Raw genomic sequence first — 21,947 nt, 5'->3', positions numbered from 1 at the left:
ACGGTGACGACCATGCGCGAGATCCTGTCCCCGGCGGCCCAGTGGGTGCGCGAGGGGCGTGCGTTCGCGATCGCGACGGTCGTCGCGGTCTCGGGCAGCGCGCCGCGGCCGGTCGGGGCGAGCATGATCGTCTCGGATGCCGCGGTGTTCGGAAACGTGTCGGGCGGGTGTGTCGAGGGCGCCGTCTACGAGCGGTGTCTCGAGGCGATCGACAGCGGAGCGGTGTCGGTCGACAGCTTCGGCTACAGCGACGGCGAGGGCCTCGCCGCGGGCCTCACCTGCGGGGGAGCGGTCGAGGTGCTCGTGCGTCCCGTGTCGCCCGGCAGCGCCGCGGCGGCCCAGCTCGCACTGCTGGCCGAGCGGGATGCCGCCGGCATCCCCACCCGCTTCCGTCTCGTGACGTCGGGCGCTCTCCGCGGGACGGGTGTCGTCGAGCACGGGACCGCCGACGCGTCGGGGGCGGATGCCGCGCCGCACGCCGACGCGATCGTCGTCGAGGTCGGCGCACGCCCGCGGCTCATCGTGGTGGGCGCCGTGGAGTTCGCCGTCGCGCTCGCCCGACTCGGTCAGGCGATGGGGCAGCGGGTGAGCGTGGTCGATCCGCGGAAGGTCTTCGCCAACGCCGACCGCTTTCCCGGGGCAGAGGTCGTGGTCGACTGGCCCGACCGCTATCTGGCCGGCGAGCGGCTCGACGCGGCCACGGCGATCTGCGTCCTGAGTCACGATCCGCGTCTGGACGTTCCCGCGCTGCGGGTCGCGCTCGGCTCGCCCGCCGACTATGTCGGGGCCATGGGCAGCCGCCGCACCCACGACGACCGGCTCCGCCGCCTCCGCGACGCCGGCGTGGGCGACGCCGAGCTCGCACGACTGCGCTCGCCGATCGGCCTCGACCTCGGCGGCGTCTGCGCCGACGAGACCGCCCTGTCGATCCTCGCCGAGATCGTCGCCGACCGCCGCGGCGGGTCGGGTGCACGGTTGTCGGGTCTGGCCGGACCCGTCCACGCCGCCGCTCGCGGCGGGGGGCAGGCGGTGACCGTGCCGGCGAGCCCCGCGGTCTGCGCGCCGATCAGCGCTGTCGGCCGGGCGCCCGCCGGGCGTTCATGACGGTCTGCGGGATCGTCCTCGCGGCGGGCGCCGGCACCCGCTTCGGTGGCCCGAAGGCGCTGGCCCGCACCGCCGCGGGCGAGCCGTGGCTGGCTCTCGCCGTCGGCACCCTCCGTGCCGCCGGGTGCGAGCCGGTCGTCGTCGTGCTGGGTACGGGAGCCGACGAGGCGGAGCCGCTCGTGCCGGCCGGTGCCGTCGTGGTGCGCGTCGCCGACGGGCGCCGTGAGCTGTCGGCATCCGTCCGTCTCGGGCTGGAGGCGGCCGGTGTCTCGGGTGCCGTCGCTGCGCTCCTCGTTCCCGTGGATGTGCCGGAGCTGCCGGCATCGGCGTGTCGTCGGATGATGCGGGATGCCGACGCGAACGCCCTGCGTCAGGCCGTGTACCGGGGTCGCCCGGGCCACCCGGTGCTGATCGGCCGGGCGCACGGGCCGCGGGTGGCCGGTGCGCTGACGGGCGACCGCGGCGCCGGCGCGTACTTGCGGGCGCACGGCGCCGAACGGGTGGAGTGCGCCGACCTGTGGCACGGCCGCGACCGCGACACCTCCGACTGACCCCCGCCCCCGCCGCGCCCGCCGCGCCCACCCGTCGCCCGCCGCGCCCACCCCACCCCCGCCGCGCCCGCGCGGCACCCGCGACCCAAGTGCAAGGGATGCCGCGCAAGACGCCGCTCGCCGGCGAACCTCACCCGCGTGTCGCCCGCTGGGCCTTGCAGGTCGGCATGGCGACGGCGCTCAGACCGCGGCGCCCGCGCCCCACCCGAGCTTCGCCCGCGACCGCCCCACGTCGCCGCACCCGCGACCCAACTGCAAGGGATGCCGCGCAACACGCCGCCCGCCGGCGAACCTCACCCGCGTGTCGCCCGCGGGGCCTTGCAGTTCGGCATGGCGGCGGCGCTCAGACCGCGGCGCCCGCGCCCCACCCGAGCTTCGCCCGCGACCGCCCCACGTCGCCGCATCCGCGACCCAACTGCAAGGGATGCCGCGCAACACGCCGCCCGCCGGCGCACCTCACCCGCGTGTCGCCCGCGGGGCCTTGCAGTCCGGCATGGCGACGGCGGCGATGACAGCGGCGGCGATGGCAGCAGCAGCAGCGGCGGCGGCGGCGCTCAGGCGGCGGCGCCCACCACGGCGGCGATCGCCGAGGTGAAGAAGCCCAGTCCGTCCACGCCCGAGCGCATCGCGTCGGGGGTGTTCGGGCCGAAGCCCGGCTCCACCGCATGCTCGGGGTGGGGCATGAGGCCGACGACGTTGCCGTGCTCGTTCGTGAGACCCGCGATGTCGTCCAGCGAGCCGTTGGGGTTCACGCCGAGGTAGCGGAACGCGACGAGTCCGTCGCCCTCGATTCGCTTCAGCGTCTCGGCCGAGCAGATGTAGCCGCCGTCCGCGTTCTTGAGGGGGATGGTGATCTCCTGGCCGGTCTCGAACGCCGAGGTCCACGCGGTCGACGCGTTCTCCACGCGCAGGCGCTGGTCGCGCCGGATGAACTGCTGGTGGGCGTTGCGGATCAGACCGCCCGGCAGCAGATGAGCCTCCACGAGCATCTGGAAGCCGTTGCAGATGCCCAGCACGGGCATGCCCTTGGCGGCCGCGTCCTTCACCTCGGTCATGATCGGTGCGAGCGCGGCGATCGCACCGGCGCGCAGGTAGTCGCCGTAGCTGAAGCCACCCGGCAGCACGAGCGCGTCGACGCCCTCGAGGTCGTGCGACCCATGCCAGAGGGCGACGGGCTCGGCGCCGGCGAGGCGGATCGCCCGCTGGGCGTCGCCGTCGTCGAGCGAGCCCGGAAAGGTGATGACGCCGATGCGTGCGGTCATTCGACGACCTCGATGCCCACGACGTCCTCGATCACCGCGTTGGAGAGCACCTCGTCGGCCAGAGTGCGCACCGTCTCGAGCGTCTTCTCGTCGGCGACGTCGACGGTGAGCTCGAAGCGCTTGCCGATGCGGACGGCCGAGAAGCCCTCCACACCGAGGCGGCCGAGGGCGCCGGCGACGGCCTTGCCCTGCGGGTCCAGCAGCTCGGCCTTGGGCATGACATCGACGACGATGGTGGGCATTCGGTCCTCCTGAGGGCCGCCTGACGGCCGCGGGGTCGTCCCGCCGACGGATGCCGGAGCCGGTGCGCCGCGGGAGGGAAGGGGTCGCTCTCAGTCTACGGGCATCCGGCCCTCGGCATCCGTTGGCGGGACGACGCCGAGCGGAGCCGATGCCGTCGATTTGCCACGGCTGTCGTTACGCAACCGTGATCGGCTCATGGGAGCGCTCCCTTGCCTTCCTGGGAGCGATCCCATAACGTCGTCGGTGTCCGGTGAGAGCGCTCCCATTCCGATAGCGACGCGGCAAACGCGGGGAGACGGGAACGCAACCCACGCACCTGAAACACATCCACAAAGGAGTGACACGTGAACACACGCGCACTGCGGCGCATCGGCCTCGTGGCCGGCGTCGCGACCACCTCCGCCCTCGTCCTCGCCGGCTGCGCCGGTGGCGGCGGCGGAGCAGCCACGGCCGACCCCAACGAGAAGGTCACCCTGACCGTTGCGACCTTCAACGACTTCGGATACTCGGACGCCCTGTTCGCCGAGTACACGAAGGAGCACCCGAACGTCACGATCGTGCACAACAAGGCGGCCACGAGCAACGACGCGCGCGCCAACTACTTCCAGAAGCTCGGCAAGACCGGCCTCGCCGACATCGAGGCCATCGAGGTCGACTGGCTGCCCGAGGTCATGAAGTACTCCGACCTGCTCGCGCCCGTTCCCGCCGACCTGAAGAGCCGCTGGCTGGACTGGAAGACCAAGGCCGCCACCGACCCCAAGGGCAACCTCATCGGCTATGGCACCGACATCGGCCCCGAGGGCGTCTGCTACCGCTCCGACCTGTTCGCCGCGGCGGGCCTGCCGACCGACCGCGAGTCGGTCGCGAAGCTGCTCACCGGCGACTGGAAGACCTACTTCGACACCGGTGCCAAGTACACCGCCGCGACCGGCAAGGCGTTCTTCGACTCCGCCGGCGGCACCTACCAGGGCATGATCAACCAGGTCGAGGCCGCGTACGAGAACCCCTCGGACGGCAAGATCACCATCGACCCGCAGGTCGAGACGATCTACAACCAGGTGCTCGACGCCGCCAAGACGCAGTCCGCCCACCTCAGCCAGTGGTCCGACGACTGGATGGCCGGCCTGTCCAACGGCTCGTTCGCGACGATGCTCTGCCCGGGCTGGATGCTCGGTGTCATCTCCGGTAACGCCAAGGACGTCAAGGGCTGGGACATCGCCAACGTCTTCCCCGGCGGCGGCGGCAACTGGGGCGGTTCGTACCTCACCGTCCCCGCCAACGGCAAGAACGTCGCGGCTGCCCAGCAGCTCGCCGACTGGCTGACCAGCCCCGACACGCAGCTCAAGGCGTTCGAGGCGGCCGGCACGTTCCCGAGCCAGGTCGACGCGATGAAGTCCGACACGCTGCTGAGCTCGAAGAACGAGTTCTTCAACAACGCTCCGGTGGGCCAGATCCTCACCGACCGCGCCAACGCGGTCACCGTGTCGCCCTTCAAGGGCCAGTTCTACTTCCAGATCAACGACGCGATGCAGAAGGCTCTGACGCGCGTCGAAGAGGGAACGCAGGACAAGACCGCCTCGTGGGCGCAGTGGCAGACGGAAGTCGCCGCCATCAAGTAAGGACGACGGCAGACATGTGACAGCGGGCCCGGGGGACCCTCCCGGGCCCGCTCCCTGCCTCAACCACGAGATCGAAGGACTGAAGAGTGGACACCACCAGAACCTCCACGCGCGTGCGCGGCACCGCCGCCACCGCCGCGCGTCAGTCGAAACGGATCGGCTTCGGCAGCCGGCTGAGCTCGTGGGACCTCAAGCTCTCGCCGTACCTCTACATCTCCCCGTTCTTCATCCTGTTCCTCGTCGTCGGGCTCTTCCCGATCGGGTACACCGCGGTGATCTCCTTCATGGACTGGGACCTGGTGCGAAACTCCGGCACGTTCGTCGGGTTCGACCAGTACGCCACCGTGATCTCCGACCCGAAGTTCTGGGCGGCGCTGCGCAACACCTTCAGCATCTTCCTGCTGTCGTCGGTGCCGCAGCTCATCGCCGCCGTGTTCATCGCGGCGCTGCTGGATCAGAACATCCGGGCCAAGACCTTCTGGCGCATGGGCGTACTCGTCCCCTACGTCATGGCCCCGGTCGCCGTGGCCCTGATCTTCTCGAACATGTTCGGTGACCAGTACGGCATCATCAACACCTGGCTGAGCAGCATCGGGCTGCCTCCCGTCATGTGGCATTCCGACACCTTCGCCAGCCACATCGCGATCGCCACGATGGTGAACTTCCGGTGGACCGGATACAACACCCTCATCCTGCTGGCGGCCATGCAGGCCATCCCGCGCGACTACTACGAGGCCGCGACCGTCGACGGAGCCGGAAAGGTGCGCCAGTTCTTCGCGATCACCCTGCCGAGCCTGCGCCCCACCCTGATCTTCGTCATCATCACGTCCACCATCGGTGGCCTGCAGATCTTCGACGAGCCGCGCATGTACGACCAGACCGGCACCGGCGGCGCGAACAACCAGTGGCTGACGATCTCGCTCTGGCTCTACGACCTCGGCTGGGGCCAGTGGAACCTGGGCCGCGCCGCCGCGCTGGCCTGGATCCTCTTCATCATCATCCTGGTGATCGGCGTCATCAACCTCTTCATCACCCGCAACCTGGTGCGCGACGAAGGAAGCCGCAACACCCTCACCCGGGCACAGATGCGCGCCGCCCGACGCGCAGCCCGTGCCGCGGTCGCCGCCGATCGCGCGGCGGCATCCGAACCCCGTCGCACGAACGAATCAGCGGAGGTGACGCGATGAGCGTCTTCAACGAACAGGCCGTCCCCGTCGTCGACGACGCGCTGCCGACCCCGGGCCGGGGCGAGAAGAAGCGTCGTCCGCGCCACGTCAAGGGCACCCGCCCGGGCTGGATCGTCTACGCGTGCCTCGCCGCCGTGCTCGTCGGCAGCCTCTTTCCCTTCTACTGGTCGCTGCTGATCGGATCCGGCGACTCGTACACGATCCGCGACCCCAACATGTCGTGGATCCCGGGCGGCAACTTCTTCGCCAACGCCGCGAAGGTCATGAACGATCCCGCCGTGAACTTCTGGATGGCCCTGTGGAACTCGATCATCAGCTCCGGCCTGATCGCCATCTCGGTCGTCTTCTTCTCCACGCTCGCAGGCTGGGCGTTCGCCAAGCTCACGTTCAAGGGATCGAGCTGGCTGCTCGTCTTCGTCATCGCGACGATGGCCGTCCCCACCCAGCTCGGCGTCGTGCCGCTGTACATCCTGTTCAGCGACATGGGCTGGACCGGTCAGCTCGGCGCGATCATCGTGCCCGCCCTCGTGAGCGCGTTCGGTGTGTTCTGGATGACGCAGTACCTGCGCCAGGCGGTGCCCGACGAGCTGATCGAGGCGGCCCGCGTCGACGGGGCGAGCTCGTTCCGCACCTTCCTGACCGTTGGGCTGCCGGCCGCGCGACCGGCCGCCGCGATGCTCGCGCTGTTCACCTTCGTGTCGGCGTGGAACAACTTCTTCTGGCCGTTCATCGTTCTCGACCGGCAGAACCCGACGCTCCCTGTGGCGCTGTCGCTCCTGCAGTCCAACTACTTCGTCGACTACTCGATCGTGCTCGCGGGTGTGCTCCTGGCCACCATTCCGCTGCTGATCCTATTCGTGTTCGCCGGCAAGCAGCTGGTCAGTGGCATCATGCAAGGCGCGGTCAAGGGCTGAGCGCCCGACCGCTTCAGAAAGGTCGACTCATGACAGAGTTCTCCCGCTCCTTCCCGGAGGGCTTCCTCTTCGGCGCGGCCACCGCCGCGTACCAGATCGAAGGCGCTGCTTTCGAGGACGGTCGCACGGCATCCATCTGGGACGCGTTCAGCCGCGTGCCCGGCGCCGTGATCGCCGCCGACAACGGTGATGTCGCGTGCGATCACTACCACCGCTTCCGCGACGACGTGTCCCTCATGAAGGACCTCGGTCTCGACACGTATCGCTTCTCGGTCTCGTGGTCGCGGGTGCGTCCCGACGGGGGGCCGGTCAACCGCAAGGGGCTCGACTTCTACGAGCGCCTGGTCGACGAGCTGCGGGCCAACGACATCCTGCCGTGGCTCACGCTGTATCACTGGGACATGCCGCAGGCGATCGAGGAGAAGGGCGGCTGGACCGTCCGTTCCACGAGCGAGCAGTTCCTCGAGTACGCGCTGAGCGTTCACGACGCGCTGGGCGACCGGGTGCAGAACTGGACGACGCTCAACGAGCCCTGGTGCTCGTCGTTCCTCAGCTACACCGCCGGCATCCACGCGCCGGGCCGCTACAGCGCGACCGATGGCGTGCTCGCCGCCCACCACCTCATGCTCGGCCATGGCGCGGTCGTGCGCGAGCTCCGTGAGCGCGACGCCGATCTGCGCCTCGGCATCACCCTGAATCTCACCGTGGCCGACGCCGTCGACCCCGCGGATGCCGCGGATGCCGATGCTGCCCGCCGCATCGACGGGCAGTTCAACCGGTGGTTCCTCGATCCGATCTTTCGCGGCGCGTACCCCGCCGATGTGATCGAGGACATCCGCGCCGTCGCGCCCGAGGCCATCGACGCCCTCGACGAGGCGAACCAGCCGGGTGACCTGGCGACCATCTCGCAGCCGCTGGACGCGCTCGGGGTGAACTACTACCACGGCGAGTTCGTGGGTGGCGCACCCGACCCGCAGCCACCGCTGCCGGGCGACGCGCCGACCGACCGGCCCGCGGCATCCCCCTTCCCGTCGCACGAGGGCATCTACTGGCACGATCGTGGTCTGCCGCGCACCAACATGCACTGGGAGGTGCAGCCCGAGGGGCTGACGCGTCTGCTGCAGCGCGTCTGGGCCGAGTACGCCCAGCCGGCCGGCACCGCCCTGTACGTCACCGAGAACGGCGCGTCCTACGACGACGAACTCGTCGTCGAGGACGGCGTCGCCCGCGTGCACGACCTCGAGCGCACGCAGTTCCTGCTCGCCCATCTGGAGGCGATCCTCGATGCCGCGGATGCGGGCGTGGACGTGCGGGGGTACTTCTACTGGTCGCTCCTGGACAACTTCGAATGGGCCTGGGGATATGCCAAGCGCTTCGGGATCGTCCACGTCGATTACGACACCCAGGTGCGCACCGCGAAAGACAGCGCGCTGGAGTATCGTCGGGTCATCGCCGCCCGCGCACTCGACGACGCGGCGGTTCCGGTCTCCGGGACCGTCCCGCACCCCGGCGCTCCGATCTCGACGCTTCAGAGGTAGCCCGTGACCATCGACACCCCGCGAGTCGCCCCGACGATCGAAGAAGTCGCGGCCGCCGCGGGAGTGTCGCGGTCGACCGTCTCCCGCGTCGTCAACGGCTCCACGGCCGTGAGCCCGGCGGCTCTGGAAGCGGTGCGGCGCGCCATCGCGGACCTGAACTACGTGCCCAACCGTGCCGCGCGCTCGCTCGCGAGCCGCGCCACGATGGCGATCGCACTCGTCGTGCCCGAGGACACCACCCGGTTCTTCGGCGACCCGTTCTTCGCCTCGGTCGTGTCGGGAATCAACACGCGCCTCAGCCGGTCGGAGTACGTGCTCAACCTGATCATCGCGAGCGACGATCCGGGTGACAAGACCTCGGCATACGTGCGCAGCGGCGCCGTCGACGGTGCGATCGTCGTCTCGCACCACACGAGCGACACGTTCATCGACCGCATCGCGCACGTCGTGCCGGTCGTCTACGGCGGCCGTCCCGTGCGGGAGCGCGAACGCGACTACTACGTCGACGTCGACAACGTCGCCGGCGGACGAGAGGCGACCGAGTATCTGATCGGTCGAGGCTTCCGCCGCATCGCGACGATCGCCGGCCCTGTGACGATGCCGGCCGGCATCGACCGTCTCGTGGGCTTTCGCGATGCGCTCTCCGCCGCCGGGCTCGAGCCGGTCGCCGAGGAGGACGGCAACTTCACGGCCGACGGCGGCTCGGCCGCGATGCAGCGGATCCTCGAAACGGGAGTGGAGTTCGACGCGCTCTTCGTCGCGAGCGATCTGATGGCTCGCGGTGCGCTCGCGGCGCTCGGACGCGCGGGCATCCGCGTTCCCGAGGACGTCGCGATCGTGGGCTTCGACGACTCGCCCGTCGCGCGCACCGTCAGCCCGCAGCTCACGACGATGCGCCAGCCCTCCCACGAGCAGGGGGAGCGCATGGCCGACATGCTGCTGTCGATCCTCTCCGGCGGCACGCCCGACCGTGTGACGATCCTGCCGACGGAGCTCATCGTCCGCGACTCCGCCTGACCCCGGCATCCGCGGGGCGCCGCGTCGGTCGGCGCCGCCCCTCGTCAGTCGATCCGGCGCTGAGCGTCAGCCGACGTTCTCGGGGTCGCCGCCGAGCGGGCCGATGGGCACGATCGGCCCGCCGTCATCCGCGCCGGTCTTGCGCGCCCGGGCGATGGCGTTGCCGAGGTGGTAGATGACGAGAGCGGTCACGGTGCCCAGGACGATGGCGCCGAAGCTGAGCGTTCCGAGGTTCATCGTGAAGCCCGCGATCGCGATGACGAAGGCCACGGCGACCGTGTACTGGTTGACCGGGCGGGAGAAGTCCACCTGGTTGTCGACCCAGATCTTGATGCCGATGACGCCGATGAGGCCGTAGAGCGCGGTCGTCACGCCGCCGAGCACGCCCGCGGGCATCGCGAAGATCACTGCGCCGATCTTCGGGGAGAAGGCCAGCAGGATCGCCACGGTGCCGGCGACCCAGTAGGCGGCCGTCGAGTACACACGGGTTGCGGCCATGACGCCGATGTTCTCGCCGTACGTGGTCGTTCCCGAGCCTCCGCCCAAGCCCGCGATGGTGGTCGCCAGGCCGTCGGCGATCAGCGCGCGACCGGTGCGCTTGTTGATCGAGGGGTCGCCGGTCATGGTGGCGACGCCGCGCACGTGGCCCACGTTCTCGGCGATCAGCACGAGGATGACGGGCAGGAACATCGGCAGCATCGCCCAGGCGTGCGCGTCGCCGAACGCGGGCAGGTGGAACTGGGGGAGGCCGACCCACGCGGCATCCGCGACGCCGTCCCATTTCACGCGACCCATCAGCGCGGCCACGACATAGCCGACGACGACGCCGAGGAAGATCGAGATGCGGCCCAGGAACCCACGGAAGAACACCGCGAAGAGGATGCACGCGGCCAGCGTGATGCCGCCGAGCAGCGCGTCCTGCTGGAAGTTCGTCCACGCCACGGGGGCGAGGTTCAGGCCGATGAGTGCGACGATCGCGCCCGAGACGACCGGCGGCATGAGCTTCTCGATCCAGCCGGTGCCGGTGGCCTGCACGAGCAACCCGATGCCGGCCAGCAGCACGCCGGCGACGAACACGCCGAGCAGGGCCTGACTGATCTGCTCGCCGGTCTCCAGCGCCTTGCCGCCGCCCGGGCCGAGGGCGAGGATCGGCGCGATGAACGCGAACGAGCTGCCGAGGTAGCTGGGCAGGCGGTTGCCGGTGAGGACCAGGAACAGCAGGGTGCCGATACCGGAGAACAGCAGCGTGGTCGAGACCGGGAACCCGGTGAGCAGCGGCACGAGGAATGTCGCACCGAACATGGCGACCACGTGCTGGGCGCCGATCGCGATGGTCGCCGGCCAGCCGAGGCGTTCGTGCGGCTTGACGACGGCGCCGGGCTCGACGGTGCGGCCGTCTCCGTGCTGAGTCCAGATGGGCATGGTCGTGCTCCTTCTTCGGCGGTGCGGTCGGCGAAACGGCGGGGGATGGGACGGGCGGCCGATGCCCAGGTCAGGCTACCTGGGAGCGGGCTGTGAGCCGCGCACGCGCGCCGTGAAAGAGCGCTCCGGTCTCAGTTGCGCTCGCCCCGCGGCAGATGCTGAGGTGTCACGGCCTATCGAGTGGCGTCCAGCACCGATCCGAGATCATCGAAACGCAGCTGCCCGACCCTCAGGAAGAGGAAGTCGACGACGGCGAGCTGCGCCATGCGGCTGGCCAGCGCCGCCGCGCGCAGCGTCGCCTCCCGTGCGGGTGTGCGCAGCACGAGGTCGCAGGCGTCGGCGAGCGCCGAGTCGGGGTCGCCGGTCACGGCGACGGTCAGGGCTCCTGTGCGGGCGGCGACCTCGACCGCGTGCAGCACGTCGCGGGTGCCCCCACTGAACGAGAAGGCGATGACGACGGCATCCGTGTCGGCGAGCGCGGCGTGAACGAGCTGCAGATGCGTGTCGGGGGCGTTGAGGCAGTTCACCCCGATGCGCTGGAGCTTCTGCGACAGGTCGCCGGCGGCCAGGCCCGACGCGCCCACGCTGACCGCGATCACGCGCGCGCCCGCGGCGATGCGCCCGGCGACCTCCTCCAGCGCCGCGAGGTCGATCAGCCGCGCGGTCTGCTCGATCGTGCGCGCCTCGTGGAAGGCGACCTTGGAGACCATGTCGGACAGTGAGTCCGAGGGGTTGAGCTGTCCTTCGGCGATGTCCGAACGTTCCAGGTCGGCCGCGTTGCGCGACAGCTCCTGGGCCAACTGCATCCGCAGCGCCGGAAAACCGGCGAAGCCGAGCGCCTTGGAGAAGCGCACGACCGAGGCCTGAGAGACGCCGGCATGGTCGGCGAGCTCGGCCACGGTCGCGCTGACGACGGCATCCGGATCGCGGAGCACGATCGTGCCGACCCGCGACTCCGCGGGACGCAGACGCGGCACGGCCGTGCGGATCGCCTCGATGACGTCGCCGTCCATGTCGCCTCCCGGGTCTGCGCCAGTCTCCCACGTTCCATGAAATCATGCTTCACATTTTGTCGACATTATGAAATAGTCATTCACGCCCGCGCAGCAGCGACGGGCCCGCCACCGACGAGGAGGCCGCATGACCGCTCCCGTGTCCGCCGTCACCACGGAACAGCAGAACCCGCGTACCCGGGCGCTCGACGCCATGAGCGTCACCGAGCTGCTCACCGCGATGAACGAGGAGGATCGCCGCGTGCCCGTGGCCGTCGCCGCCGCGATCGGACAGATCGCCCGTGCGGTCGATCTCGCCGTCGCCGCCCTCGGCGCCGGCGGCCGGCTCATCTACCTGGGCGCCGGCACGAGCGGACGGCTCGGGGTGCTGGATGCCGCGGAGTGCCCGCCCACCTTCGGCACCGATCCGGGACAGGTGCGGGGGGTGCTCGCGGGTGGGCGCGCCGCCATGTTCGAGGCCGTGGAGAACGCCGAAGACTCCGTCGAGTTCGCCGTCGCCGACCTGCAGGCCATCGAACTGAGCGCTGCCGACGTCGTCGTGGGAATCGCCGCCTCCGGCCGCACGCCCTACGTCATCGGCGGCCTCGACCACGCGCGCGCGATCGGCGCGGCGACGGTGGCCCTTGCCGCCAACCCGAATGCCGAGATCAGCGAGCATGCCGACGTCGCGATCGAGATCGACAACGGTCCCGAAGTGCTCACCGGTTCCACTCGGCTGAAGGCGGGCACGAGTCAGAAGCTGGTGCTGAACATGATCTCCACGGCGACGATGGTGCGCCTCGGCAAGGTCTACGGCAATCTCATGGTCGATGTCCGCCCGACCAACGAGAAGCTCGTCGACCGCGCAGTCCGCATCGTGCAGGCCGCCACCGGATGCGACCGCTCACGCGCCGAGAGCGCACTGGCCGACGCCGACGGCCACGCGAAGACCGCCATCGTGGCGGTCCTCTGCGGAATCGGCGCCGCCGCCGCCCGCGAACGACTCGCGGACGCGCACGGCTTCGTCCGCGCCGCCATCGACGACGCGGCCCCCGCCGGCGCCGCCCCCACCGACCAGCGCTAGGGCGTGTTGATCAAGAAGGTGCGGGGTGGCCAGCCGCCGCGAGTTGCGCGGGAGAATGGGCGTGTGAAGATCCAGGTGCTGCATATCGAGGATTGCCCGAATTGGCAGGAGGCGGGCGATCGAGTACGGCTGGTGCTCGACTCGATCGGACGGGGCGATGTTCCGGTGGAGTTCGTGTTGATCCGCACCGAGGCTGAGGCGGTGAGCTCTGGTTTCGCGGGCTCGCCCACGATTCTTCTGGACGGTCAGGACTTGTTCCCGTCCCAGGGGAACACTGCCGACTTGGCGTGCAGGGTCTATCTGACCGAGCGCGGCTTTGCGGGTGCGCCGACGGTGGGACAGCTTGAGCGCACGCTGCAGGAGCGCGAAGCGCTCAGCGGAGATCGGTCTTGATCCAGATCAGCGCCGCGGCGAGGCTGACGGCGGCTCGGTAGTTGCGGGCGAGTTTGTCCGAGCGCATCGCGATGCCGCGCCACTGCTTGAGACGGTTGAAGCAGCGTTCTACGACGTTGCGTCCCTTGTAGCGTTCCTTCTGCTTGTCGCCGAAAGCGATCGGCCGGCCCGGCTTCTTGCGGCGGTGCGCGATCTGGTCGTCCCGCTCGGGGATGGTCGCCGCGATCCTCCGGTCGCGGAGCCAGGCGCGGTTCGCCCTTGAGGGGTACCCCTTGTCGGCGAGCACCCGGTCGGGGCGGGTGCGGGGGCGGCCCTTCCCGTCGCGGGGAACGCGGATGTTCTCCAGCACCGCGCTCATCATCGTGGTGTCGTTGATGTTCCCGGCGGTGATCATCATGCTCAGCGGCCGGCCGCGGCCGTCGCAGACCAGGTGCAGTTTGGTCGTCAGCCCGCCGCGGGAGCGTCCGATCCCGTGATCAGGCGGCTCGGACCACGGATTCTTGTGATTCGGCACAGCCCCCTGTGTCCCGGGCGAGGGTCGCGCCGTGCTGATGCACGCGCGCGATCGTGGAGTCGATCGAGACGACCCAGTCGATTTCCCCAGCGGCGTCGGCCTGCTTCTGCACCTCGGTGAGCAGCTTCTGCCAGGTGCCGTCCCCGGCCCACCGGTTGAACCGCTTGTAGATCGAGTTCCACTTCCCGAACCGTTCCGGAACGTCACGCCACGGCGCACCGGTCCGGTACTTCCACGCCATCCCCTCGATAGCGAGCCGGTGATCCGTCCACGGCCGCGACCGACCGGTCACCGTCGGCATCAACGGCTCCATCACGGCCCACACCTCGTCAGAGATCTCCTGTCGCGTCACCGTTCAAGACTCACCCACCGAGGAGCGGAACCTCTTGATCAACACGCCCTAGGGCGTGTTGCTAAACATCTGCGGTTGCCTCGTGGGTGAGTCTTGATGCGTGTTTCGTGACGTGATCTCGGATGAAGCGTGGGCTGTGATCGGTCCGCTGTTCCCGACTGCGAAGTCGACGGGGCGGCCGCCGGTGGATCGGCGCGCGGTGGTCGAGGCGACGGCGTGGCGGTTCCGGACTGGTGCGCCGTGGCGGGACGTGCCGGAGCGGTTCGGGAACTGGAACACGATCTATAAGAACTTCAACCGGTGGTCCGAGCTGGGCGTGTGGGCGCGGGTGCTGGAGAAGACGCAGGCTCTCGCGCAGCAGTCCGGGGATCTGGACTGGGTCGCGTCGATCGACTCCACGATCGTGCGCGTGCATCAGCACGGCGCCACCCTTCCCCGCGCCACAGGGGGCTCTGGCGAACTACAAGAAATTCGGTGACGAGCCACCCGATCACGCGATCGGCCGTTCCCGCGGTGGGTTGACGACGAAGAATCACCTGGTCTGCGACGGCAAGGGACGAGCTCTCGCGTTCATCCTCACGCCCGGACAAGCGGCGGACACGAGCATGCTGACCGCAACGCTGAGCGAGATCCGCGTCCCGGGCGCGAGAGGCAGGCCGCGGTCGAGGCCGGATCGGCTGCTCGCGGACAAGGGTTACCCGTCGAAGGCGAATCGCGCCTGGCTGCGCGAGCGCGGGATTGCCGCGACGATCCCTGAACGTGACGATCAGATCGCTCACCGCCGCAAGCGCCGCGGGCGACCGATCGACTTCGGTCAGGAGCAGCGGGTCCGCTACCGTGGCCGCAACGTCGTCGAGCGATGCTTCAACAAGCTCAAGCAGTGGCGCGGGATCGCGATGCGCTCAGACAAGACCGCACGCAACTACCGCGCCGGTCTCTGCCTCGCCGCGACACTCCACTGGCTCACCAGCAGCGTTCACTGAACATCGACGTCGACGTCTTCACCCTCGCTCGTCCGCTTCAATCGTGCCAGGTGGTATCGCCACCCCTCTTCTTTTTTGCGCCGCCCTGAACAGGTGAAGTACTCGTAGCGATCGCCTTGCTTGTCACGGGGTCGTTCGATCATGAGCTTGGCGCCACACGAGCAGCACAAGCTCCCCTTGAGGTAGTGGTCGTACTTCTGAGGCCGCTCACCGACAGCGTTCTTCGCATCGAGCTGCGTCTGGACCTGCAGCCAGGTGTCCGGGTCGACCAGCGGGATGTGGGCGCCATCGTAGGTGACGCCGCGATGTGACCACGCTTACGCACCCGAGGACGAGGCAAGCCGCATTCGGGCCCGGCCGCACGCCACCTTTAGCCAAGCCATGGCGATACCCTGTCTATCGAGGTGTGGCTACGCGTTCGAGCCCATCAATGTCGAGAATCGTGACTTCACGACGCCCGTGGAGTTCGATGACACCGGAGGCGGCGAGAGCGGCAAGGCGTCGGCTCAGGGTTTCTGGCGTGGTGCCCAGATAGGAGGCGATTTCGTACTTCGCCAACGGTAGCCACACTGTGGGCACGCCGTCTCGGATGCCGCCGGGCAGATCCAGCAGGTAGGCCGCGATGCGGGCGCTGACATCGCTGGAGGTGATGGCGGCCAGCAACCGCTCGGCGGAGGCGAGCCTGTCGGACAGAGTCCGCAGCATCCGCAGACCGACATCAGGGTAGTCGCGCAGCAGCGCCGAGAGGTCTGTGTGGTCGAAGACGCACATCCGGCTGTCTTCCAGCGCGACGACGAGGTCATTGGGCAGGTGGCCGGTCAGGAAGGCCCGTTCGCCCACGACATCACCGTCGGTCACCGTGCGCAGGATTTGTTCCTGGCCGTTGGCCGCCGCATGACTGACCTTGAGCTGTCCGCTGTGCATCACCAACAGACGCGAGACCGACTGTCCTGGCGAATAGACCGTCTCCCCCTTGGCAACATGCACCGGGCGGACGAACTCCGCGACCCGCAACTGCTCCTCGCGGGTGAGTCCTTGGAAGATCGGCACGCGGCTGACGCACAGATCGTCCACGGGCATGTGGCAAGTCTACCGGAGTCGGCATCGGCGCCGCGGGACCGGACAGCGTCAGCTACGCCTCGGTAGCAGGCGGGCGCCGAACATGATCTATGTCAAGGAGTTCCGGACGCCGCAAACCTATCGTGAAGGTACCAACAAGGAACACATCACGAAAGGGGTCCACCATGGCCACCTCCACCCCCACCACCACTCACACCGTCCTTAGAGCGGAGGGATTCTCCTGCCCCTCGTGCGTGGCGAAGATCGAGAAGCAGGTCGGGCGACTCAAGGGTGTCGAGAACGTGAAGGTCCACTTCGCCTCCGCCCGCATCGAGGTGGACCACGACAACGAGCGCATCTCCGTGGATGACCTCGTCGCCGCTATCGCCAAAGCCGGCTACAAGGCCGCACCGTCCGCCTTCTGAGACCAACGGCCCCCGCGCGCCACCTGCGGACATCCTCCCCACATTCCACTCTGCCGCTCCGCCGGCACGAGACCCAGAAAGGTCGTACCCGAAAGTGAACAGGCTCCAAAAATGGGTCTATGGGAACTGGTCAGTTCCCGTCGTGTCCGGCGTGCTCATCATCACCTCCTTCGCCATCCAGTGGCTGGCCGGGGGTGCCGCCAACCTCACCGTCAGCCCCCAGTGGTGGCTCGACGCCGGCGCCCACGCCACTCACGCCAGCGAGGCTTTCACCCTCGGAGATGTCTTCATGATCGCCGCGGCCGTGGTGGCCGGCTACGGGATCGTGGTGAAGGCGGTGCGCGCGCTGATCGCCAAGGTCATCGGCATCGACCTACTCGTGTCGGTTGCGGCGATCGGCGCGGTCATCATCGGCAACTTCTGGGAGGCCGCGGCGGTCACGTTCCTGTTCGCGATCGGCCACGCGCTGGAAGCTGCGACCCTCAACAAGACCCGCTCGGCACTGGCCGAACTGGTCGCCGTCGCGCCCGATTCCGCGATCGTCGTGCGCGATGGCGAGCAACAGGAAATCCCCGCCGGACAGGTGAGAATGGGCGAGATCGTCCTGGTCAAGAACGGCGCGAAGGTCCCCGTGGACGGCCAGGTCGTCTCCGGCACCGGCGCCATCGACGAGGCCTCCATCACCGGCGAGTCCATCCCAGTGGAGAAAACTAAGGGCGGGCAGGTCTTCGCCGGCACCGTTTCCCGCGGCGGATTCCTACAGGTCCTGGCCACTGGCATCGGCGCAGACACCACCTTGGCCCGCATCATCCACCGAGTGGAAGAGGCTCAGGACGCCAAGGCCAAGACCCAGGCCTTCATCGACCGGTTCTCCACGTGGTACACCCCCGCTGTCATGGTCCTGGCCCTGGTGGCCGGACTCATCAGCGGAGACGTGGTGCTGGCCCTGACCCTGCTGGTCATCGGTTGCCCCGGTGCCCTGGTGATCTCCATCCCGGTCGCCATCGTGGCGGGCATCGGCCGCGCTGCGCGCAACGGCATCCTCATCAAGGGCGGCGAGTTCCTGGAGACTTCCGCGAAGATCTCCGCGGTCGCCGTGGACAAGACCGGCACGCTCACCGAGGGACGTCCCCAGCTGACCGACGTCATCATTTTGGATTCCACGCTCGACCGTGCGGAGGTGCTGCGCTGGGCCGCGGCAGCCGAGGCCGGCTCCGAACACCCACTGGCCCGCCCCATCCTGGAGACCGCCCGCGAGGAGGGCGTCGCCCCGCAGGGCATCCCCGGCGCCGTCACCCCGGTCCCCGGCAAGGGCATCGTGGCGAACGTCAATGGCCGCCAGGTGCTGATCGGCAACCCACCGCTACTGGAGCAGTACGGCGTTGCCTCAGGCATCGCCGAGGCAGCGCAGGCCGCCCAGGAGCTGGCCGCCGCCGGAAAAACTCCTATGATCGTCGCTGTTGACGAGACAGTGGTCGGCGTCGTCGCCGTCGCCGACCAGATCCGCCAGGACGCACCCGAGATGGTCGCGCGACTGCACCGGGCCGGCGTCGAGAAGGTCGTCATGCTCACTGGTGACACCCGACTGGTGGCCGAGGCCGTCGGCAAAGCCACCGGGATCGACGAGATCCACGCCTCCCTGCTCCCTGAGGACAAGCTGGACGCTGTCACCGAGCTACAGCGCCAGGGCCACACGATCGCGATGGTCGGTGACGGCGTCAACGACGCCCCGGCTCTCGCCACCGCGAACATCGGCGTGGCGATGGGTGCGGCAGGCTCAGCCGTGGCCGTGGAGACCGCGGACATCGCCCTGATGGGCGACAACCTGCTCAAGCTGCCCGAGGCCATCGGCCTGGCCAAGCGAACCGTGAACGTGATGAAACAGAACATCGCAATCGCCCTGATCACCGTGGTGCTACTACTGGCCGGAGTCTTCGCCGGCGGAGTGACCATGTCGATCGGCATGCTCGTTCACGAAGCCTCCGTGCTCGTGGTCATCGCCAACGCGATGCGGCTCCTGCAAAACACCCGAGACTCCACGACGACGCCAAAGAGCGAACGCACTGCTACGGGGACCGCGGCGGAGCATGTGACCGCCTGACGCCCCCGGGGCAGTGGACCCGCCCCGCGGCACCGAGCACCTCGAAGACTCAAAACAACGACGCAAACACCGAAATCAACACACGAAACAGAGGAGACCGACCATGAGCGAAAAGAACTTCACCCTGGGCGACAACGTCGAGCATTTCACCATCGCGGACGTGGCCAGGGACAATCCCGACTTCCGGAAGGTGCTGTGGACCGGAGAACACACCCAGATCGTGGTGATGACCATTCCGCCCGGTGGCGAGATCGGAGACGAGGTCCACGAACACACCGATCAGATCCTGACCTTCGTCTCCGGAACCGGCGAAGCCGACCTCAACGGCCACACACACCCCATCGATGCCGGTGACCAGTGCGCAGTACCCGCCGGTGCCCAGCACAACTTCCGCAACACCGGGGACCAGCCACTGGTGCTGTACACCATCTACAGCCCACCCGAGCACGCCGCCGGCGCCGCATTCGCCACCCGGGAAGAGGCTGACGCCGCCGAAGCCGCCGGTGAGGACGAACCACCCCGGCCCTGACCGCCACCGCCACGACAGACCCATCCGGGACGTCGACGACGCACCACCCAGTCCAGATCAGAAGGAGATTCCATCCATGTCCAAGGTTTATGTCTTCACCGGCTACGGCGGACCCGAGGCCCAGCAACTGATCGAGCGGCCTGTTCCAACGCCCGGGCCCGGGGAACTGGCCATCGAAGTCCGAGCCGCTGGTGTAAATCCGGCGGACTGGAAGATCCGGGAAGGCCAGCTGGGCCGTCACTGGAGCCTGCCGGCGCCGATGGGCCGTGAAGCCGCCGGCGTGGTCACTGAGGTCGGTGACGGGGTCGAGGACTTCGCCGTGGGCGACGAGGTGCTCGGCCTTGTGGCGCCCGGGCAGGGTGGAATGGCCGAGCACACGCTACTGCGCGCCGCCACGACTGTGGCCAAGCCCGAGGAGATCTCCTTCGCCGACGCGGCCACCATCCCGGTGGCCGCCGCCACAGCCTACGACGCCACCCACCAGATCGAACTCGAACCGGGCCAGACCCTGCTACTGCTCGGCGCCGGCGGCGGAGTGGGACTGATCGCGGCACAGATTGGTCGCGTGCACGAGCTCACGGTCATCGGCGTCGCCAGCGCAACCAAGCGGGAACTCGTCGAGTCAACCGGCGCCACCTTCATCGAATCCGGTCCAGGGGCGGCCGACCGGGTGCGACAGGTGAGCGCGGACGGCCCAGACTTGATCGTTGATCTCGTCGGTGGCGATGCGCTACGTGCTGTTGCGGACCTGGTGCCCGACCGAACCCGGATCATCTCCGCAGCGGACCCAGACACCGCCGCCGAGCTCGGCGGCCAGGCCCTGGCACGCACGGATGAGGCCATGGCCAAGATCACCGAGGTGATCCAATACGGGCTGGTCGATCCCCACGTGGACGCCCAGTTCGCCCTTGATCAGGCAGGTCAGGCGATTGCCGCCGTGGAGACCGGACACGCTGCTGGAAAGATCATCGTGGTGCCCTAAGGTGAATCGGCCTGACTTTCGTTCCTATCGGGAGCCTTGTCCGGCAGGTGCCGGTTGGGCTGATTCCTGGTCAGCGTAATACGCCTGTTCGACCTCGGCGGGTGTTCGCATGTCGAGCTCGCCGTGGAGGCGGGAGTTGTTCCACCACCACACCCATTCGAGGGTCGCGAGCTCAACCTGCTCGACGGTGCGCCAGGGCCCGCGCTGGCGGATCAGCTCGGTCTTGTAGAGGCCGTTGACCGCCTCGGCCAGGGCGTTGATGCTCCTATAGTTGTCAACTCCTGATTTCGCCGGTTCTCGGGTCGGTCTTGACGAGGTGGTAGACCTCGCGGATCACGTAGCGTTTCAGGCATCGGATGATGTCGCGCTTGCTCTTGCCCTCGGCGGTGCGTCGGGCAACGTAAGCGATCGTGGGCTCGTGGAATCTCATCCTGACGATCACAGTCCGGTAGATGGCGGCGTTGAGTTGACGGTGTCCGCCGTGGTTGATGCGATGCTTGCCGCTGGTCATCCCTGATCCGGTCGGGATGGGGCTGATGCCGGCGAGTTTTGCGAATGCGGCCTCGCTGTGTATGCGTTCGGGGTTGTCGCCGGCGACGATGAGGATCTCCGCGGCGGTGTCGACGCCGATGCCGAACTCGTCGAGCAGGTGCGGGGCGCGTTGGAGCACGTGAAGCGCCCTGAGTTTGTTGGAGGCTCCTGACCTTGGAAACGAGGATGGAGTTATGCCCAAAGAACTGGCGAATGGGAAGCCGACAACGCGTCGCTACTCGAGCGAGGAGAAGGCCGCCGCAGTGCGGATGGTGAGAACGCTGCGCGCTGAGCTCGGCGTCACGCAAGGGACCGTGCAGCGCGTCGCGACGCAACTCGGCTACGGGGTCGAGTCCGTGCGGACGTGGGTGAGGCAGGCCGACGTCGATGACGGTGTCGCCCCCGGCGTGAGCAGCGCCGAGGCGCAGCGGGTGCGAGAGCTCGAGCAGGAGAATCGGGAGCTTCGCCGGGCCAACGAGGTGCTCAAGCGAGCCGCGTCTTTCTTCGGGGCGGAGCTCGACCGCCACTACCGGAAGTAGTCGCGTTCATCGACGCGAACAAAGACGACGTCGTGGACTGCCGTCGCCTCGGAGTCGAGCTCATCTGCAGACTGTTGCAGGTGGCTCCGAGCAGCTACTACGCCGCCAAGATCCGCGCCCCCTCGGCTCGTGCCCTGCGGGACGAGGAGTTGGTGCCGCAGCTGGTCGAGATCTGGGAAGCCAACTATCGCGTTTACGGGGCCCGCAAACTCTGGAAAGCCGCCCGACGTGCGGGGATCACGATCGGCCGGGACCAGACCGCCAGGTTGATGCGGATCGCGGGGATCGAAGGCGCGAGGCGGTCGAAGCGGATCAAGACGACCAGGCCGGATCCTTCGTCGGCGCGGCACCCGGACCTCGTGAAACGGGAGTTCACCGCAACGGCGCCCAATCGGCTCTGGGTCACGGATCTGACATTCGTGCCGACCTGGGCCGGCGTCGCCTATGTGTGCTTCATCGTCGACGCGTTCTCCCGCATGATCGTGGGGTGGCGGGTCGCGTCGCACATGCGCACCGAGATGGTCCTCGACGCGATCGAGATGGCCCGCTGGTCCCGCGGCGCCCACCACGAGGATCTGCGGTGTCACAGCGACGCCGGGTCTCAAG

20 protein-coding genes, 3 pseudogenes and 1 other annotated feature are annotated in these 21,947 nt (G+C 68.6%); of the genes and pseudogenes, 15 read left to right on the top strand and 8 right to left on the bottom strand.

Annotated elements, in window-relative coordinates:
- Positions 1 to 12 precede the first annotated feature (12 nt).
- Both JOE53_RS13000 and JOE53_RS12995 read left to right on the top strand, forming a co-directional pair.
- Positions 13 to 1,104, top strand: coding sequence for an XdhC family protein (locus tag JOE53_RS13000; protein ID WP_204947961.1), 1,092 nt, complete (start codon positions 13 to 15; stop codon positions 1,102 to 1,104).
- Positions 1,101 to 1,655 carry a nucleotidyltransferase family protein gene (locus JOE53_RS12995; RefSeq protein WP_204947960.1) on the top strand — a complete coding sequence of 185 codons (555 nt, stop codon included), beginning with the start codon at positions 1,101 to 1,103 and terminating at the stop codon, positions 1,653 to 1,655. The genes JOE53_RS13000 and JOE53_RS12995 overlap by 4 nt, the downstream gene beginning before the upstream one ends.
- 554 nt (positions 1,656 to 2,209) lie before the next feature.
- On the opposite strand, the gene purQ is transcribed toward JOE53_RS12995, so the two are convergent.
- On the bottom strand, positions 2,210 to 2,917 hold the full coding sequence (gene purQ / locus JOE53_RS12990; protein ID WP_036321138.1) for a phosphoribosylformylglycinamidine synthase subunit PurQ: 708 nt from the start codon (positions 2,915 to 2,917) through the stop codon (positions 2,210 to 2,212).
- Positions 2,914 to 3,159: a phosphoribosylformylglycinamidine synthase subunit PurS gene (gene purS / locus JOE53_RS12985; RefSeq protein WP_036289123.1), complete on the bottom strand. Its 246-nt coding sequence runs from the start codon at positions 3,157 to 3,159 to the stop codon at positions 2,914 to 2,916. Before purS ends, purQ begins: the two co-directional genes overlap by 4 nt.
- Positions 3,160 to 3,504: 345 nt before the next feature.
- Between purS and JOE53_RS12980 the strand changes: the two genes are divergently transcribed.
- The 5 genes from JOE53_RS12980 (at position 3,505) to JOE53_RS12960 (ending at position 9,435) form a co-directional block, all read left to right on the top strand.
- Positions 3,505 to 4,779: an ABC transporter substrate-binding protein gene (locus JOE53_RS12980; RefSeq protein ID WP_204947959.1), complete on the top strand. Its 1,275-nt coding sequence runs from the start codon at positions 3,505 to 3,507 to the stop codon at positions 4,777 to 4,779.
- Between the two features lie 86 nt (positions 4,780 to 4,865).
- Entirely contained in the window at positions 4,866 to 5,966 is a 1,101-nt protein-coding gene (locus JOE53_RS12975) for a carbohydrate ABC transporter permease (protein ID WP_204947958.1), read from the top strand.
- Positions 5,963 to 6,880 (top strand): carbohydrate ABC transporter permease, encoded by a 918-nt coding sequence (locus tag JOE53_RS12970; protein ID WP_204947957.1) that lies wholly within the window; start codon positions 5,963 to 5,965, stop codon positions 6,878 to 6,880. The genes JOE53_RS12975 and JOE53_RS12970 overlap by 4 nt, the downstream gene beginning before the upstream one ends.
- Before the next feature lie 29 nt (positions 6,881 to 6,909).
- On the top strand, positions 6,910 to 8,418 hold the full coding sequence (locus JOE53_RS12965) for a GH1 family beta-glucosidase (RefSeq protein ID WP_204947956.1): 1,509 nt from the start codon (positions 6,910 to 6,912) through the stop codon (positions 8,416 to 8,418).
- 3 nt (positions 8,419 to 8,421) lie between these two features.
- A complete protein-coding gene (locus JOE53_RS12960) occupies positions 8,422 to 9,435 on the top strand; it encodes a LacI family DNA-binding transcriptional regulator (protein WP_039413784.1) in 1,014 nt (337 codons plus the stop codon).
- Between the two features lie 66 nt (positions 9,436 to 9,501).
- Here the strand turns inward: JOE53_RS12960 and JOE53_RS12955 are convergent, their stop codons facing one another.
- Positions 9,502 to 10,857, bottom strand: a complete 1,356-nt coding sequence (locus tag JOE53_RS12955; protein ID WP_204947955.1) for a uracil-xanthine permease family protein — start codon at positions 10,855 to 10,857, stop codon at positions 9,502 to 9,504.
- Between the two features lie 173 nt (positions 10,858 to 11,030).
- Positions 11,031 to 11,870: a MurR/RpiR family transcriptional regulator gene (locus JOE53_RS12950; protein ID WP_204947954.1), complete on the bottom strand. Its 840-nt coding sequence runs from the start codon at positions 11,868 to 11,870 to the stop codon at positions 11,031 to 11,033.
- A gap of 127 nt (positions 11,871 to 11,997) precedes the next feature.
- Here JOE53_RS12950 and murQ point away from each other — a divergent pair, with 127 nt between their 5' ends.
- Together murQ and JOE53_RS12940 are read left to right on the top strand one after the other, a co-directional pair.
- On the top strand, positions 11,998 to 12,933 hold the full coding sequence (gene murQ / locus JOE53_RS12945; RefSeq protein ID WP_204947953.1) for an N-acetylmuramic acid 6-phosphate etherase: 936 nt from the start codon (positions 11,998 to 12,000) through the stop codon (positions 12,931 to 12,933).
- Positions 12,934 to 12,996: 63 nt separating this feature from the next.
- Positions 12,997 to 13,326, top strand: a complete 330-nt coding sequence (locus tag JOE53_RS12940) for a hypothetical protein (protein ID WP_026095586.1) — start codon at positions 12,997 to 12,999, stop codon at positions 13,324 to 13,326.
- On the opposite strand, the gene JOE53_RS12935 is transcribed toward JOE53_RS12940, so the two are convergent.
- Positions 13,307 to 14,153, bottom strand: a protein-coding gene (locus JOE53_RS12935) for an IS5 family transposase (RefSeq protein WP_233449959.1) whose coding sequence is annotated in 2 segments (ribosomal slippage) — positions 13,307 to 13,846 and positions 13,848 to 14,153 — 846 coding nt in all. Because the reading frame shifts where the segments join, the coding sequence is not laid out codon by codon here. The two genes, JOE53_RS12940 and JOE53_RS12935, sit on opposite strands and share 20 nt — an antisense overlap.
- Before the next feature lie 139 nt (positions 14,154 to 14,292).
- On the opposite strand from JOE53_RS12935, the pseudogene JOE53_RS12930 reads away from it, so the two are divergent.
- Positions 14,293 to 15,175, top strand: a pseudogene (locus JOE53_RS12930) (IS5 family transposase).
- A 396-nt stretch (positions 15,176 to 15,571) separates the two neighbouring features.
- On the opposite strand, the gene JOE53_RS12925 reads toward JOE53_RS12930, so the two are convergent.
- A complete protein-coding gene (locus JOE53_RS12925; protein ID WP_204947952.1) occupies positions 15,572 to 16,255 on the bottom strand; it encodes a Crp/Fnr family transcriptional regulator in 684 nt (227 codons plus the stop codon).
- Between the two features lie 164 nt (positions 16,256 to 16,419).
- Between JOE53_RS12925 and JOE53_RS12920 the strand changes: the two genes are divergently transcribed.
- The 4 genes from JOE53_RS12920 to JOE53_RS12905 all read left to right on the top strand — a co-directional run bounded on the left by JOE53_RS12920 (position 16,420) and on the right by JOE53_RS12905 (position 20,271).
- Positions 16,420 to 16,659 (top strand): heavy-metal-associated domain-containing protein, encoded by a 240-nt coding sequence (locus JOE53_RS12920; RefSeq protein ID WP_204947951.1) that lies wholly within the window; start codon positions 16,420 to 16,422, stop codon positions 16,657 to 16,659.
- 94 nt (positions 16,660 to 16,753) lie between these two features.
- Positions 16,754 to 18,760, top strand: a complete 2,007-nt coding sequence (locus tag JOE53_RS12915) for a heavy metal translocating P-type ATPase (RefSeq protein WP_204948255.1) — start codon at positions 16,754 to 16,756, stop codon at positions 18,758 to 18,760.
- Positions 18,761 to 18,863: 103 nt separating this feature from the next.
- Entirely contained in the window at positions 18,864 to 19,289 is a 426-nt protein-coding gene (locus tag JOE53_RS12910; RefSeq protein WP_204947950.1) for a cupin domain-containing protein, read from the top strand.
- A gap of 76 nt (positions 19,290 to 19,365) precedes the next feature.
- Positions 19,366 to 20,271 (top strand): NADP-dependent oxidoreductase, encoded by a 906-nt coding sequence (locus JOE53_RS12905; RefSeq protein WP_204947949.1) that lies wholly within the window; start codon positions 19,366 to 19,368, stop codon positions 20,269 to 20,271.
- Between the two features lie 24 nt (positions 20,272 to 20,295).
- Here JOE53_RS12905 and JOE53_RS14810 read toward each other — a convergent pair.
- Both JOE53_RS14810 and JOE53_RS12895 read right to left on the bottom strand, forming a co-directional pair.
- Positions 20,296 to 20,529: pseudogene (locus tag JOE53_RS14810) on the bottom strand (integrase core domain-containing protein); the annotation flags it as partial.
- A 16-nt stretch (positions 20,530 to 20,545) separates the two neighbouring features.
- A complete protein-coding gene (locus JOE53_RS12895; RefSeq protein ID WP_204947948.1) occupies positions 20,546 to 20,941 on the bottom strand; it encodes a transposase in 396 nt (131 codons plus the stop codon).
- Between the two features lie 55 nt (positions 20,942 to 20,996).
- On the opposite strand from JOE53_RS12895, the pseudogene JOE53_RS12890 reads away from it, so the two are divergent.
- A pseudogene (locus JOE53_RS12890) lies at positions 20,997 to 21,946 on the top strand (IS3 family transposase); the annotation flags it as partial.
- Positions 21,296 to 21,430, top strand: a sequence feature (AL1L pseudoknot). Its footprint overlaps the pseudogene before it by 135 nt.
- Position 21,947: the final 1 nt, after the last annotated feature.

The organism is Microbacterium laevaniformans (assembly GCF_016907555.1).
GTDB lineage: Bacteria > Actinomycetota > Actinomycetes > Actinomycetales > Microbacteriaceae > Microbacterium > Microbacterium laevaniformans.
The sequence above is the reverse complement of the archived record's forward strand: the minus strand, read 5'-3'. Positions and strand labels throughout refer to the sequence as shown.